15 protein-coding genes and 1 pseudogene are annotated in these 14,319 nt (G+C 41.0%); 12 read left to right on the forward strand and 4 right to left on the reverse strand.

Features of this window, described 5'->3' with window-relative positions; genetic code table 11:
- Nucleotides 1-107 precede the first annotated feature (107 nt).
- Nucleotides 108-698, forward strand: coding sequence for an SIS domain-containing protein (locus tag L650_RS0114615; protein ID WP_004588568.1), 591 nt, complete (start codon nucleotides 108-110; stop codon nucleotides 696-698).
- Nucleotides 698-2,137 (forward strand): bifunctional D-glycero-beta-D-manno-heptose-7-phosphate kinase/D-glycero-beta-D-manno-heptose 1-phosphate adenylyltransferase HldE, encoded by a 1,440-nt coding sequence (gene hldE, locus L650_RS0114620; RefSeq protein ID WP_029773562.1) that lies wholly within the window; start codon nucleotides 698-700, stop codon nucleotides 2,135-2,137. The genes L650_RS0114615 and hldE overlap by 1 nt, the downstream gene beginning before the upstream one ends.
- A 98-nt stretch (nucleotides 2,138-2,235) precedes the next feature.
- Here the strand turns inward: hldE and L650_RS0114625 are convergent, their stop codons facing one another.
- Nucleotides 2,236-3,741, reverse strand: coding sequence for a capsule assembly Wzi family protein (locus tag L650_RS0114625; protein WP_085065498.1), 1,506 nt, complete (start codon nucleotides 3,739-3,741; stop codon nucleotides 2,236-2,238).
- A gap of 211 nt (nucleotides 3,742-3,952) precedes the next feature.
- Between L650_RS0114625 and L650_RS0114630 the strand changes: the two genes are divergently transcribed.
- Both L650_RS0114630 and L650_RS0114635 read left to right on the forward strand, forming a co-directional pair.
- Nucleotides 3,953-5,026 (forward strand): hypothetical protein, encoded by a 1,074-nt coding sequence (locus L650_RS0114630; RefSeq protein WP_029773564.1) that lies wholly within the window; start codon nucleotides 3,953-3,955, stop codon nucleotides 5,024-5,026.
- Nucleotides 5,023-6,105, forward strand: a complete 1,083-nt coding sequence (locus tag L650_RS0114635; RefSeq protein ID WP_029773565.1) for a glycosyltransferase — start codon at nucleotides 5,023-5,025, stop codon at nucleotides 6,103-6,105. Before L650_RS0114630 ends, L650_RS0114635 begins: the two co-directional genes overlap by 4 nt.
- Here L650_RS0114635 and L650_RS0114640 read toward each other — a convergent pair.
- Nucleotides 6,088-6,816 carry a 3-deoxy-D-manno-octulosonic acid kinase gene (locus L650_RS0114640; protein ID WP_029773566.1) on the reverse strand — a complete coding sequence of 243 codons (729 nt, stop codon included), beginning with the start codon at nucleotides 6,814-6,816 and terminating at the stop codon, nucleotides 6,088-6,090. The genes L650_RS0114635 and L650_RS0114640 overlap by 18 nt on opposite strands.
- A gap of 124 nt (nucleotides 6,817-6,940) precedes the next feature.
- On the opposite strand from L650_RS0114640, the gene L650_RS0114645 reads away from it, so the two are divergent.
- The 6 genes from L650_RS0114645 to glpG all read left to right on the forward strand — a co-directional run bounded on the left by L650_RS0114645 (nucleotide 6,941) and on the right by glpG (nucleotide 12,202).
- Nucleotides 6,941-8,002, forward strand: coding sequence for a glycosyltransferase family 9 protein (locus L650_RS0114645; protein ID WP_029773567.1), 1,062 nt, complete (start codon nucleotides 6,941-6,943; stop codon nucleotides 8,000-8,002).
- Nucleotides 7,999-8,562, forward strand: a complete 564-nt coding sequence (gene gmhB / locus L650_RS0114650) for a D-glycero-beta-D-manno-heptose 1,7-bisphosphate 7-phosphatase (RefSeq protein ID WP_029773568.1) — start codon at nucleotides 7,999-8,001, stop codon at nucleotides 8,560-8,562. Before L650_RS0114645 ends, gmhB begins: the two co-directional genes overlap by 4 nt.
- Nucleotides 8,563-8,730: 168 nt before the next feature.
- Nucleotides 8,731-9,927, forward strand: a complete 1,197-nt coding sequence (locus tag L650_RS0114655) for a glycine C-acetyltransferase (protein ID WP_024034359.1) — start codon at nucleotides 8,731-8,733, stop codon at nucleotides 9,925-9,927.
- Between the two features lie 49 nt (nucleotides 9,928-9,976).
- Nucleotides 9,977-11,002: an L-threonine 3-dehydrogenase gene (gene tdh / locus L650_RS0114660; RefSeq protein WP_004588559.1), complete on the forward strand. Its 1,026-nt coding sequence runs from the start codon at nucleotides 9,977-9,979 to the stop codon at nucleotides 11,000-11,002.
- 64 nt (nucleotides 11,003-11,066) lie between these two features.
- Entirely contained in the window at nucleotides 11,067-11,384 is a 318-nt protein-coding gene (glpE, locus tag L650_RS0114665; RefSeq protein WP_004588558.1) for a thiosulfate sulfurtransferase GlpE, read from the forward strand.
- A complete protein-coding gene (glpG, locus tag L650_RS0114670) occupies nucleotides 11,381-12,202 on the forward strand; it encodes a rhomboid family intramembrane serine protease GlpG (protein ID WP_004588557.1) in 822 nt (273 codons plus the stop codon). Before glpE ends, glpG begins: the two co-directional genes overlap by 4 nt.
- A gap of 2 nt (nucleotides 12,203-12,204) precedes the next feature.
- Here the strand turns inward: glpG and L650_RS0114675 are convergent, their stop codons facing one another.
- Nucleotides 12,205-12,603, reverse strand: coding sequence for a flagellar basal body-associated protein FliL (locus L650_RS0114675; RefSeq protein ID WP_004588556.1), 399 nt, complete (start codon nucleotides 12,601-12,603; stop codon nucleotides 12,205-12,207).
- Nucleotides 12,604-12,757: 154 nt separating this feature from the next.
- On the opposite strand from L650_RS0114675, the gene L650_RS0114680 reads away from it, so the two are divergent.
- Nucleotides 12,758-13,297 (forward strand): chorismate--pyruvate lyase family protein, encoded by a 540-nt coding sequence (locus L650_RS0114680; protein WP_029773569.1) that lies wholly within the window; start codon nucleotides 12,758-12,760, stop codon nucleotides 13,295-13,297.
- A complete protein-coding gene (ubiA, locus tag L650_RS0114685; protein WP_029773570.1) occupies nucleotides 13,294-14,172 on the forward strand; it encodes a 4-hydroxybenzoate octaprenyltransferase in 879 nt (292 codons plus the stop codon). Before L650_RS0114680 ends, ubiA begins: the two co-directional genes overlap by 4 nt.
- 63 nt (nucleotides 14,173-14,235) lie before the next feature.
- Here ubiA and L650_RS24595 read toward each other — a convergent pair.
- A pseudogene (locus L650_RS24595) lies at nucleotides 14,236-14,319 on the reverse strand (proline hydroxylase); the annotation flags it as partial.

Genomic DNA, 14,319 nt, shown 5'->3' on the forward strand with positions numbered 1-14,319 from the left:
TATAATTCAGTTCAGCTATATTCCCATAAAATACACACAACTAAATAAAACTATGGAATAATGGATTTAATTTTTTCCTGCCATTTCAGTTCCTAGAGGAATTTTTCATGTCAATTATCGATTCTGTGGCAACAAGCTACGTTGAAAGTTTAAACCGTCATCAAGCCTTATTTGAAACGATGGAGGCTTATCATCAAGAGTCTATGCAATTATTAGAAGCGTGCCACAGTGCATTGCAAGCTGGTGGTAAGGTTATTTGGTTTGGCAACGGCGGAAGTGCTGCCGATGCACAGCATTTAGCTGCCGAATTTGTCGTGCGTTATAAGTTAGAGCGTGGCCCTCTTGCCTCAATGGCGCTGACCACAGATACCTCAATATTAACTGCGCACAGTAACGACTACCACTTTGATACGGTATTTGAACGCCAAGTTCAGGCTTTATGTAAACCAGAAGATTTAGTGATTGGTTTAACAACCTCAGGTACCAGCGCCAATATTAATTTAGCACTGGAAGCAGCTAACAAAATTGGCGCGTTTACGGTTGCCTTAACCGGTCGCGAGGGCGGTAAAGTAAAAGACATTGCTAAGTTGCCCATTATTATAAAAAATGATGAAACAGCTCGCATCCAAGAGGCACATATGTTTATTGGCCACTGGTTATGTGAGGCTATCGATATGGTTGTTGCGGAGCAGCAGTAATGGATTTATCGCTATTAAAAAACTTATCTAAAGCGCGTATTTTAGTTGTCGGCGATGTCATGCTAGACCGATACTGGTATGGCGATACAGGGCGTATTTCGCCAGAGGCTCCAGTACCCGTTGTTAAAGTAAGCAAGTTTGAAGATAAAGCGGGTGGCGCTGCAAATGTTGCAAAAAACATTGCTAGGCTTGATGCCAAAGTGGGCTTACTTGGTTTAATTGGTGAAGATGAAAGCGGGCAAATCTTAGAAACTATTTTAAAAGGTGAAAAAATACATTCACAGCTTGTTAGTGTATGCGATTTACCCACTATTTCTAAAATGCGTGTAATTAGCCGCCATCAACAACTTGTGCGCCTAGATTTAGAAGAAACCTTTAGCGAGCAGCATAGCCAGTTGTTATTAAACCGTTTAGAGCTGGTGCTTGATGATTACGACTTTGTGGTATTTTCTGATTACAGCAAAGGTTCGCTGAGCTTAATTAAAGAAATGGTTAGCGTTGCTAAAGCGGCGGGTAAAACCGTGCTTATAGATCCTAAATCGCCCGACTTACACTTATACGAAGGCGCAGACTACATTACCCCTAATTTACATGAATTTAATTTGGCTGGGGGTAAAACAGGCTCTGAAGAAATATTAGCACAAAGCGCGCGTGAGCTAATTAGTAAAAATGGTATTAAAGCCATGCTACTTACACGCTCTGAGCAAGGTATGTCATTAATTAATGCCGATGAAAAACACGACTTTGCAGCGCAGCAGCTAGAAGTAAGTGATGTAACTGGCGCAGGCGATACTGTTATAGCCACGCTTGCGGTGATGCTCGGGGCAGGTATGGAGCCTAAAGATGCGGTAGAAATTGCTAATTTAGCCGCAGGCATTGTAGTAAGTAAATTGGGTGCGGCAACGGTTTCACCAGAAGAGCTTAGCCAAAAGCTTGGCCAATACTTACACACCAATGGCGAGCACTACCAAACTCCATTTGACGATGTATTGCAACACATTGAGTTTGCTAAGCAAAATGGCGAAACGATAGTGTTTACCAATGGCTGTTTTGATATTTTACACGCAGGCCACGTACGCTATTTAGCCCAAGCCAAAGCGCGTGGAGATAGGCTCGTTGTTGGTTTAAATAATGATGATTCAATTACGCGTTTAAAAGGCCCTGAGCGCCCTATAAATCCACTTGATGAGCGCGCAATGGTATTAAGTGCACTCGCCTCTGTAGATTGGGTAATTCCCTTTGGCAGCGCGGACGAAAACGACACTCCCGCTAAATTAATCGAGCAAATAAGCCCCGATATTTTAGTTAAAGGTGGTGATTACACCGTAGAGCAAATAGCTGGCGCCGATCATGTGCTACGCCATGGTGGCAAAGTAGAAGTGCTGACATTTTTAGATGGTTGTTCAACCTCTAAGGTGATTAGCAAAATAAAGCAGTAATATTTGCTGATTAAATAAAAAAGGGTTGAAAACTGCGTTTTCAACCCTTTTTTTGTTATAAATAGCTGGCTTTAAAATGCTATTTTTAAATATACGGTTTAAAAATTATATTCGTACTTAGCAAACGCTGATGTGTCGTTTTCTGCGCCATCGTTGTTTGATGCAAAAGCGCCGAGCGTTAAGCGCCCACCCATAGCCAGCTGCCTGTAGCGTAGCTCAACTTGTTTTGAGTTATAACCGGTTTTGGTAATTGTATTACCTAAATCGGAGTTACTAGGGTAACGGTCAAGATTATCGCTGTTGTAATCCACACTACGTAGTTTTACTTGCCAGTCATCGCCATTTGAAAGCTGACCTAAAAGTGTTAATACCACTGACTGCGCATCATTATCAAAAGTTGAGCCAATAGTGCGGCCGTGGTAACGATAGCCCGATTTATAATCGGAGTGTTCGTAGTAGCAGTTTTCACTGGTTGATTCGGCCGAGCACGATACACCTGTGTCTATGTATTCAACATTAACGAGCACATTTTGATTGTAAATGCGCTGCGTAGTTTGTACGCCAAATAAGTACGCTCTGTCGGCTGGTTTGAATTGCGAGCTGGCATCTTCGCCAATTGTACTTGCGTAGATTGCATACGGGTGACTAAATAAAGTGTCAGACCAACGCACATCTATGCCTGCAAGCTGATTACCAATTTTAGACTCCAGTGAGCTATCACAACTTTCATTGCCATCAATACAATTAGTTTGCCCAGTAATAACATCAATAAAATCACCTGCTGAGCTTGGTTGGCCTTCACCGGCCCACTGCGCAGACCAACTTAAAGCAATTTCAAGCTGTTGCATCGGGCGAAAGTTAACACGGCTACTCCAAAGCAGCGCATCAGGAATAACACGGGTCGATTCTAACTTTGCCATTTGCGCGGTAAAGCTCCATTGGCCGAGCCAACTTAACCAAGGCGTTTCAAACGCTGTGCTTTGCTCACGGGTTACACTTAGTGCCGGCAGTGGCTTTGCATTACCCGACATAATTAAACTGTTATCAACACCTGGGCCCCAAAACTGCTCTACGGCACCGGCTCTAAAAATCCAATTGCCTAAGCGGTAGGCTAAGTAGCTATCGTCAAATGAGGTATCGTTACAATCTTCAAGTGCTTGTTCGTTAGTGGCTATATCATCGGTTGTTTTGCCATCAACTAAGCATTGTTTACCATCGTTACGGTAATTAATGGCTACCTTCGCCGCAAAGTTATCGCCAAGGTAGGCGTAGGCCGCAGAAAGCTCAGATTCTTGTGTGTTGGTTGCCCCAAAGCTGGTGGCTATAATTGGGTCTGATGCGGCAAACGCTGAGAGTTGTAAACTGTGCGAGCTGCTGTTTTCTGACTTATAACGATGTTTTACACGAAGCAGTGCATCTTGCAGGCTGGGAGATAAAAGTTCAAGCTTGCTCGATTCTAGCTCGCCAATAAAGCTTTTCCACATTAGCGGGTAGGTGGTTACAGGCGCTAAAATAACACCGGCATCAGCCAGTTGTTGAATGTCGGCACGTAGACCGTAATCGTCTGGCTTTACCCAGGGCTCTGCTGTTACTGATGCGCTCATAGCGCAAAAAAGAGAAGAAAGTAGAAAGATTCTGTTTCGCAAAGTTCAGATCCTTGTGATTAAGATTGCGGCTAAGTTTACCAATCTAACATGGCTATTGCAGTAAATAATCTATTTTATGGCGTTAAATTTGTGTATAAAAATGTAACCTAGCTATCGTAAAAACAATGGGATTGATATACTGCTGCGCAAATAGGAAATAGAGAATGCAATGAGCAACAAACGACTTTTATTTATACCCGTATCATCGCCACAAGGAATAGGTGAATACATGCGCTCGTTGCTGCTAGCCCAAAGCCTTGAAAGTGAATGTCTAGATTCACTGACCATCCATTTTGTTTTAAATAAGCACGCGAACTACGCTAAAAACTGCCCATATGATACCACCTTGCTTGAGCGCTCTGCGACTAAAGAGCGCGATAAAGTGTGTGAAGTTATAGCCGATTTTAAACCTGACATTGTAATATTTGATTGTGCAGGGCGCGCTGCTCACATGAAAGCTGCAAAAAAAGTGGGTGCCAAAGTGGTATTTATTTCTCAGCATGCGAAAAAGCGAGCTAAGGGCTTAAAACTTAACCGTATCAACTTAATTGATAGCCATTGGGTGGTACAGCCCGATTACTGCATTGAACCGCTGAGCTGGGCTGAAAAAGCTAAAATAGATATGTTTTCTTTGGCTATGCCTAAAAATGTGGGCCCTTACATAGCATTTTCATCAGCGTGCGATACCAAACAGGTATTAAAAAAGTATCAGCTTGATGAACAAGGCTACTTTATTGTGAGTGCAGGCTCTGGCGGTCATGTGCTAGATAATCAAAACTGTGCAGATGTATTTTTTGCTGCCGCAGAACAAATTTCATTGCAAACAGGGTTAAAGGCGGTGGTGGTATTTGGCCCTAATTATAATAAAGCGTTGCCAGTATCAAATACGGTTATAAATTTGGATACGTTAGAAAATAGTGAGTTTTTGTCGCTTATGGAGCAAGCTAAATTTGCATTGTTAAGTGCTGGCGACACCCTATTGCAGGCGGTTGCTGTTAAAACGCCTGCTGTGGCATGTGCTATTTCAAAAGATCAAATACAGCGCCTAGCAAGTTGCGCCACAACTGGCGTGGTAATTAAAGCAAACTTTGAGATTGAAGACATAGTAAATAAAGCCAGCGCTTTACTAATAGAGCCGCATTTTAACCAGCTACTAGAAAAATATTCTTTGCTTGAAAGCGCACATAGCTATGAAGAAATAACGCAAGGGGTTAAAAGCATGCTGATGGTTGCCGATAGATGAATATAGTGATTGTAATAGACTCGTTAGCGGGTGGCGGCGCCGAAAAAGTGATGCTAACCCTTGCTCAGCAGCTAGTAAAAACGCATAGCGTTACTATTTTATCGTTGGCTAATAAATATGAGTACACGATCCCTGCGAATATAAAGGTTGAAAGTTTATTCAGTGATAAAGCCACTAAAGTGGATCGCTTTTGGAAAATAAACAAAAGTGTAGCAAAACTAGAGGCGTGGTTTAATAACAAACAAAAACAAACTGGCCCCATAGATTTAGTACTTAGCAATTTAGATAGAAGCAATAACTTATTGGCTAAAAGCCAGATTAAAAATGTTCACTTTGTTATGCATAACTCTGTTAATGCAGAGCTAGCTAGGCAAAAAAAGCTAGGCCCGTTTTCTTATTACTATCTTAAAAAGTCAAAGCAAAACTTAAACGGAAAATCCTTGGTGTGCGTGTCTAAAGGGGTAGAGCAAGAAATTACCCAAGGGCATTTAATTAGCCCAAGCGCCATCACAACTATTTATAATCCCTTTAATTTAGCAGATATAAAGCGGCTCTCAGATGAGGTTAATACGCAAATTCCACAATCGCCGTATGTTATTCATGTAGGGCGGTTAGCTAAACAAAAGCGCCACGATATTTTATTTGCGGCATTTGCAAAGCTTGATAAAAAATACAAATTAGTCCTTTTATGTAATAAGCCTAGCAAAGCATTTAAGCTTGCAAAAACGTATGGTATAGAGGGACAACTTATAGTGCCAGGGTTTGAGCAAAATCCGTATAACTGGATTAAGCAGGCTGAGGCATTAGTATTAAGCTCTGATTTTGAAGGGCTCCCTACAGTGTTAATTGAAGCATTAGCTGTTGGCACGCCTGTAGTAAGTACTAACTGTACGTTTGGACCGAGCGAAATTTTAACAAACGACTTGGCTAAATATTTAGCGCCTGTAGGGCATAGCGATGAGCTAGCGGCTAAAATTGAGCTGGTTTTAAACGCTAAGCCTAATGTAGATAATGCCGACATTTTACAAAAGGTAACGGCCGAACAAGTTGCTAAGCAATACCTAGCTTTGTGTGGTTAATTGCTCTTTATAAATAGCCAATAAAGTTTGCCAGTCATTACTTTGCCAATAAAAAGCGTTGTTACGTCCTTGCTCTTTTAAAAATGAGCGCTCTAAACGTGCCATATTACTTTGTTGCCATTGCTTGTTAGGTGGTTTTATTTCGCCGCGATCAAAATCGATAATATAAACCTCGCCCGTTTCATTAAATAAAATATTATTTATATTCAAATCAGCGTGGTACACACCTTTTGAGTGAAATAGCGCAACAGTATTGGCAATGCGCTTGAGCTCATCTTCTGTTAGTGGGCGTTCAATTAAAATATCGAGCAGGCTTTTAGCCCCTTTTACAGCCTCTGTAATTATATCGCCACGATAAATTAAGCCTGCGGTTGTTACCTTGGCGGCAATGGGTTTTGGCACATTTAAGCCAAGCTCAATAAGCCTTATCATTAAGCTGAACTCTTTATACACTCGGGTGTTTTTAAGCCCAGGGTAGAGGTACTGATCGCTTAACAACTTGCCAACTAAACCGCCGCGCCAATAGTGCCTAAGTACAGCGGTTAAATTATCGTATTTAAAAAACCAGGCTGTGGCGCGGCCTTTTTTAGCACCGACTATTTTATTTTGCTGTTGCCAATAATCTGCATCAAACCAGTTTAAATCAACCTCGTTAAAATAATCTGGGTGGCTTAAAATAGTGTGCTTACCTTGCGTTAGTGTTTTAAACATAGCTCGTTAAAATAATTCAATAATGCGTGTATATTAACGTGTTTTATAGCGCAGCATAAGTGCTTGCATTAGTGCGAGTATAATTTAAGATCGCAGTCTATTATTTAAAGCCAAAGTGGAACGCGTGACTCAAGTGCCTAATTACTCCTCAATTTGTATTTTAAGACTCTCTGCCATTGGTGATGTGTGTCATGCCGTTAGTGCTGTACAAGCCATTCAAAAAGCACACCCCAATGCAAAAATAACGTGGGTAATGGGTAAAATAGAAGCCATGTTACTTGCCGATTTACCTGGGGTTGAGCTGGTAGTTTTTGATAAAAAACAAGGTAAGGATGCACTTAAAAAGTTAGCACATTCTTTTAAAGGGCAGCAGTTTGATGTGCTGCTTAATATGCAAGTCGCATTAAGAGCTGGCTTTGTTGCGCGCTGTATTCCGGCTAAAGTAAAAATAGGCTTTGATTGGGCACGTTCAAAAGAATTACATAGCTTGTTTATAAATAAACGAATAGCCCCACAAAAAGAAGCGCATGTGCTAGAGGGATTTAAAGGCTTTGCGGGTGCCATTGGAGTTAAAGACTATTCACCTACCTGGGATATGCCTTATACCTTAGCGGATGAGAACAAAGCAGATGAGCTATTAGGGCCTGCGCATTTGGCAAATAAGTTATTGGTAATATCGCCAGCGGCCAGTAAAGCACAGCGAAACTGGTTGCCAGAGCGCTACGCTGCCCTTGCTGATTACGCGCATGAGCAGGGCTTTAACGTGGTACTAACGGGCGGCCCAACTGAGCTTGAGATTAATTTAGCTAATCAAATTATAAAACACAGTCACTGCACTATTTTAAACTTAGTTGGTAAAACAAAACTTAAAGAGCTGCTATGTGTGCTCAAGCGCGCTGATTTAGTTTTAGCCCCCGATACCGGCCCAGCACATATGGCGGTAACGGTAGGTACGCCGGTTATTGGTTTATATGCGCATTCTAATCCTGCACGTACAGGCCCTTATTTATATCAAGACTACGTAGTTGAGGTGTATCATCAAAATCTGCTAAAGCAAACGGGTAAAACAGCTCAACAATTGCCTTGGGGTACGCGCGTTAAGGGAGATGACCTTATGAGCCAAATAACCGTAGACAGTGTTAAAACTATGTTTGATCATGTGGTACAAAAAGAGTCTATAAAATGAGTGTAACAGAAAAAAACAAAGCACTTTTTTTAGACCGAGATGGCGTGGTAAATATTGATCATGGCTATGTGTATCAAAGTGAAAAATTTGAATTTATAGACGGTGTGTTTAGTACCTGTAAAGCATTTTATGATGCAGGTTATAAAATTATCATAGTGACTAATCAATCAGGAATAGGGCGAGGTTACTACACTGAAGATGACTTTTTAGCTTTAACTCAGTGGATGAAAACACAATTTAGTAAGCACAATATTAAAATTACAGATGTGTATTTTTGCCCGCACCATCCCAAAAAAGCTCAGGTGCAATATTTAAAACAGTGCCAGTGCAGAAAGCCAGCTCCAGGTATGCTGTTACAAGCTATGCAAGAGCATAATATTGACCCTTCGAGCAGTGTTATGGTGGGTGATAAACTTAGCGATATGCAAGCGGCACAAAAAGCGGCTATTAGCACGCGAGTGCTAGTTCGCTCAGGCCAACAATTTGACGAAAACGCTAAACAATACGCCGATTTAGTGATTGACTCTATTAACGATTTACCAGCACACTACTTGGTATAAAGTGCGTTTATATTTTCGCAACTAAAGTGTTAAGTATTGCTGCCATTACCTGTATTAGCGACGAGCTGCAAACAGTGCATTTTACTTGTTAAACTTTTACAATACACCCCAAAATAAACAGTGGCTTTAATGTTGTTGTTTACCCGTTCATTTAATTGGAGACTACAGATGAGAGCATCTGCTTTTTTTAGCCAACTACAAGAGCAAATTGAAGACGTTAAAGCGCAAGGTTTGTATAAAAGTGAGCGTATTATTACCTCGCAGCAACAAGCTCAAATAGAAGTTGCATCTGGCGATAAAGTTATTAATTTTTGTGCTAACAATTACTTAGGCTTAGCAAATAGCCCTGAGTTAATTAAAGCAGCGCAAGGTGGTTTAGATGACCATGGCTTTGGTGTTGCTTCAGTACGTTTTATTTGTGGCACGCAAGATATTCATAAAACACTAGAGCAAAAAATTAGCGCGTTTTTAGAAACCGAAGATACAATTTTATACTCGTCTTGTTTTGATGCTAACACGGGCCTATTTGAAACTATTTTAGGCGCTGAAGATGCTATTATTTCTGATTCTCTAAATCACGCATCAATTATTGATGGCGTACGCTTATGTAAAGCTAAGCGTTTTCGTTATGCTAATAACGATATGGAGGATCTTGAAAAGCAACTTATTGCAGCTGATGAAGCGGGCGCTAAAACAAAATTAATTGCCACCGATGGCGTGTTTTCGATGGATGGCGTAATTTGTAACCTTGAAGCTGTGTGTGACCTTGCTGATAAGTATGATGCATTAGTGATGGTTGATGACTCACATGCGGTAGGCTTTGTTGGAGAAAACGGTAAAGGCACGCCTGAGTACTGTAATGTGCTTGACCGTGTAGATATTATTACCGGTACGCTAGGTAAAGCGCTGGGCGGTGCATCAGGCGGTTATACATCAGGTAAAAAAGAAATTGTTGAATGGCTACGTCAGCGTTCGCGCCCTTACTTATTCTCAAATTCATTAGCGCCTTCAATTGTAACTGCGTCAATTAAAGTACTCGAAATGCTTGAAAATGGTGGCGAGTTACGCGCTAAACTTTGGTCAAATGCTAAATATTTCCGTGAGCAAATGGAAGCCGCTGGCTTTACGTGTGCGGGTAAAGATCATGCCATTATCCCTGTAATGCTTGGCGATGCTAAAGTTGCTTCATTAATGGCAGACAAACTACTCGCTGAAGGCATTTATGTAACCGGCTTTTCGTTCCCTGTTGTGCCAAAAGGCCAAGCGCGTATTCGTACACAAATTTCTGCTGCGCACAGTATTGAACAACTAGACACCGCAATTGCTGCCTTTACCCGTATTGGTAAAGAAATGGGCGTTATTTAATTTTTTATAAACCGAAGTATTGCTTCGGTTTTTTAGTTGAGTGTTAACTATGAAAGCTTTATCAAAATTAAAAGCCGAAACCGGCATCTGGATGACCGACGTACCCAAGCCTGAAGTAGGGCATAACGATCTACTCATTAAAATTCGTAAAACCGCGATTTGTGGCACCGACGTTCATATTTATAAATGGGATGAGTGGTCACAAAAAACCATTCCGACCCCTATGGTTGTAGGCCATGAGTACGTGGGTGAAGTGGTTGATATGGGCCAAGAAGTACGTGGCTTTGCAGTAGGTGACCGCGTATCTGGCGAGGGACACATTACGTGTGGGCATTGTCGTAACTGTCGTGCTGGTCGTGTGCATTTGTGCCGAAATACAACCGGTGTGGGCGTTAACCGCGAAGGCGCATTTGCAGAATATTTAGTTATTCCGGCCTTTAATGCGTTTAAAATTCCTGACAATATTTCTGACGAGCTTGCGTCTATTTTTGACCCGTTTGGTAATGCTGTGCACACCGCTTTATCGTTTGATTTAGTGGGTGAAGATGTGCTTATTACAGGGGCAGGACCAATTGGTATTATGGCGGCGGCCGTTGCTAAGCATGTGGGTGCTCGCCATGTTGTGATTACCGATGTTAACGAATACCGTTTAGAGCTTGCGCGTAAAATGGGCGCTACACGAGCCGTAAACGTTGCGAATGATAAGCTTGAAGATGTAATGAATGAGCTAGGTATGACTGAAGGCTTTGATATTGGCCTTGAAATGTCAGGTGTGCCAAGCGCCTTTAATTCTATGTTAAATAACATGAACCATGGTGGCAAAATTGCCATGTTGGGTATTCCACCATCAGATATGGCCGTAGATTGGAATAAAGTTATATTTAAAGGCTTAGTGATCAAAGGTATATATGGTCGCGAGATGTTCGAAACGTGGTACAAAATGGCAAGCTTGATTCAATCAGGCCTTAATTTAGACCCTATTATTACGCATCAATATTCGGTAGATGACTTCCAAGCTGGCTTTGATATGATGATTTCAGGTCAATCTGGTAAAGTAATTTTAAACTGGGAATAGTTTAAAGTTTGCATACAGAGGCGGCTTAAGCCGCCTTTTTATTATATTTTTAAAAGAGATTTCAATGGCATTTAAACATATATCTATAGCACAAACGCACGAACTGCTTGATAAAGAAGATGTAGTGATTGCAGATATACGCGATCCTAACTCGTACCAAGCAGGACATATTCCTGGCTCTGAAGCGCTTTCAAATGCCAATATAGCTCAGTTTATGATGGAAAAAGAGTTCGATCAGCCCATTATTATTGTTTGCTACCACGGCATGAGCTCACAAGGTGCGGCTAGTTATTTAGTAGAGCAGGGCTTTGAAGATGTATATAGCATGGATGGTGGCTTTACGGCTTGGGAAGCGGCTTACAGCGAGAAAGTGGAACGATGATTGAGCTAGGTAGTTTAAATAATCCTCGTGCCGCACAGGGCTTTATAGATTATTTAAAAAGCCAAGGCTTAGAAGGGCAATTGCGCAGTGCTGATGGCAGTAATGTTATTATTTGTGTTGCGGGCGAGCACTTTCATCAAGTGCAACCTTTGTGGGCTGAATTTGTACAAAACCCCAATCATGAGCGTTATCAACAAGCCTCCTGGGATGTGGGCAGTACACAATCTGGCTTAACGTATCAAGGACAGTCGCTTAATTTAGTGGCGCGCTTTAAAGCACTAAGCTGGCTAAATAAAACCGTAAGTATTGTAAGCGTTGCTATTTACTTTGCATTTTTATTGGGTGGCTTTGAGCAAATTTATACTGCTTTGCAGTTTAACCCGAGCCAACCACTGAACTGGTTAACGCCGGCACTTGTTCATTTTAGCGCAATGCACATTGTATTTAACCTAATTTGGTGGATGTCGTTAGGTGATAATATTGAAAAGCAATGCGGCAAGCTGAGCTTAGTTGGGCTATTTGTGGTTACTGCACTTATTAGTAACTGGGCTCAGTTTTTAATTGTGGGGCCTAACTTTGGTGGTTTAAGTGGTGTTGTGTATGGTTTATTGGGTTTTTGTTGGATTCACAGCTATTTAAATCCTAAGCAACCTGCGCTAGTAAGCACTGCCATTATTGGCTTTATGTTAATTTGGCTGGTACTCGGTTTTGCTGATGTGTTGTTTGTTGGTATGGCTAATTGGGCGCATTTAGGTGGGCTTTTAAGCGGCATGGCTTATGCCGTAACCGCTAATTTATTTAATGCTAAAAAAGCGTAAGCTTAGTGGTATAAATACTTAGTAAATAATACTTCACGAATAATCTCTTGGCCTGTTTCTTCTTTTAGCAGGCTTTTTAATTTTTCGGCACACTTTGCTCTAATTTCTTCACGCCCAGTAAGCGACTTTATTTTTTCTTCAGGTTCTTTAGATAGTATTTCTACTAACGCATCGCGTAAAAGCGGGGTATGGTGCTCTACAATAGCAATATTTTCATTATTGCTAAGCATTAAATCTATAGTCACGCGTACATAGCCCATTTTTTTACTTGAAGCGCCTATGTAATTGGTAATAATGTCTGGCTCAAAACCAAAATAGCCCACTGTCGATTCCGCTTTTGCCGAAAAGCTAAAACAGTTTAGGATCAGTGCTAAAAAACCTGCGTATACTATTTTTTTCATCTTTAGTGTGTTTCCATTTTCTTAATACAAATAGTTTATACTTAATAGCGCCTAATAAACAGCTCCTGCAATTATTTATCGGCAGTAAAACATCACTTTTTCAAATGCTTTGGCAATGTTATCATCGTCTCGGTTTTTATTTGATTGAGCTATTGTGATTACATTTCCGCTTTCTATATCTGCCAATTGGCAATGTGCTTCTTTGGTAAATAACTTATCTGCGTTAGAGCAAGAGTGGCTATTTGAGCCACATTCATTAACCGCTAAATTAAAAAGTAATGCACAAAGTTTTAGTGTAAAAGTGCTTAATGAGCAAACTTTTACCCTAAGCGATGCACAGCAACAACTACTTGGCTCAAATACAAATAAAGCACTTAATCGCGAGGTGCTTTTATTGTGTGACAATACACCCATGGTGTATGCCCAAAGTTGGTTGCCCAGTACACAAACGCAAACAACACTACATAATATGGGCGCACGCCCTTTAGGTGATGTTATTTTTCAGCACCCTGAACTTACCCGAAGTAATATTGAAGTAGGGCGCTTTGACTCAGAACATGCGCTGCAGTCACTTGTTAAAGAGTTGAATTTAACTACGCACCCTTTATTAGGTCGTCGTAGTGTATTTTCTATTAATGATTATCACTTTTTAGTGTGCGAAGTATTTTTACCCGGAGCCTATTTGTACTCATGAAATTAGCCCCTTTGCAATTACAGCATAGCCCTTTTTATATTCAGCTCATGCGCATTGACAAACCTATCGGTACATTACTATTACTGTGGCCTACTTATTGGGCTTTATGGCTTGCAAACGCTGGTATGCCAAGCCTAGTTAACTTTATTGTATTTACCTTAGGCGTAATTGTTATGCGCAGTGCTGGCTGCGTTATTAATGATTTTGCAGATAGAAAAATAGACGGCTCAGTTAAGCGTACAACAGGGCGGCCTTTGGCCACCGGACAAGTAAGTGCAGGTGAAGCACTGAGTTTATTTATATTACTGATAGCCATTGCTTTTGTATTGGTATTGCTACTTAACATCAACACTATTTTATTGTCATTTGGGGCGTTGGTACTGGCATTTTGCTACCCGTTTATGAAACGCTATACACATCTTCCGCAGGTAGTCTTAGGCGCTGCATTTGGTTGGGCGATACCTATGGCATATATGGCATCAATTGACTCATTACCGCTGCAGGCGTGGCTGTTATTTGTTGCAAATATTTGTTGGGCGGTAGCGTACGACACTATGTATGCCATGGTCGACAGAGATGACGATTTAAAAATAGGGGTTAAATCTACTGCTATTTTATTTGGTAAATACGACCGCCATATTATATTTTTATTAAACGCTAATTTTATAGCGTTGTTGGCGCTTATTGGCTTAATTAACCAGCTAGGCTTGGCGTTTGTTGCAGGTTTATGTACTGCCGCTGGGTTACTTATTTATCAGCAAGTGCTTATTCATAAACGTGCGCGTGATGCATGTTTTAAAGCGTTTTTAAATAATCACTATGTTGGATTAGCTATTTTTGTTGGCTTGTTCTTGTCATTTGTATTTGCGCGTTAATTTCATCTCAACGCTATTAATTTAACCTCAGCATAGCCACTAGTTGTTGTGGCTATGTTGGTTTTATCGTGGGGGGTCAATTACTCCACTTATTGAGGCGTTCTTTCTAAACCAGCCAGCAATAGAGTAGCGCTCATTAATGGCAGG

This window comes from Pseudoalteromonas sp. TB51 (assembly GCF_000498055.1).
Lineage (GTDB): Bacteria > Pseudomonadota > Gammaproteobacteria > Enterobacterales > Alteromonadaceae > Pseudoalteromonas > Pseudoalteromonas atlantica.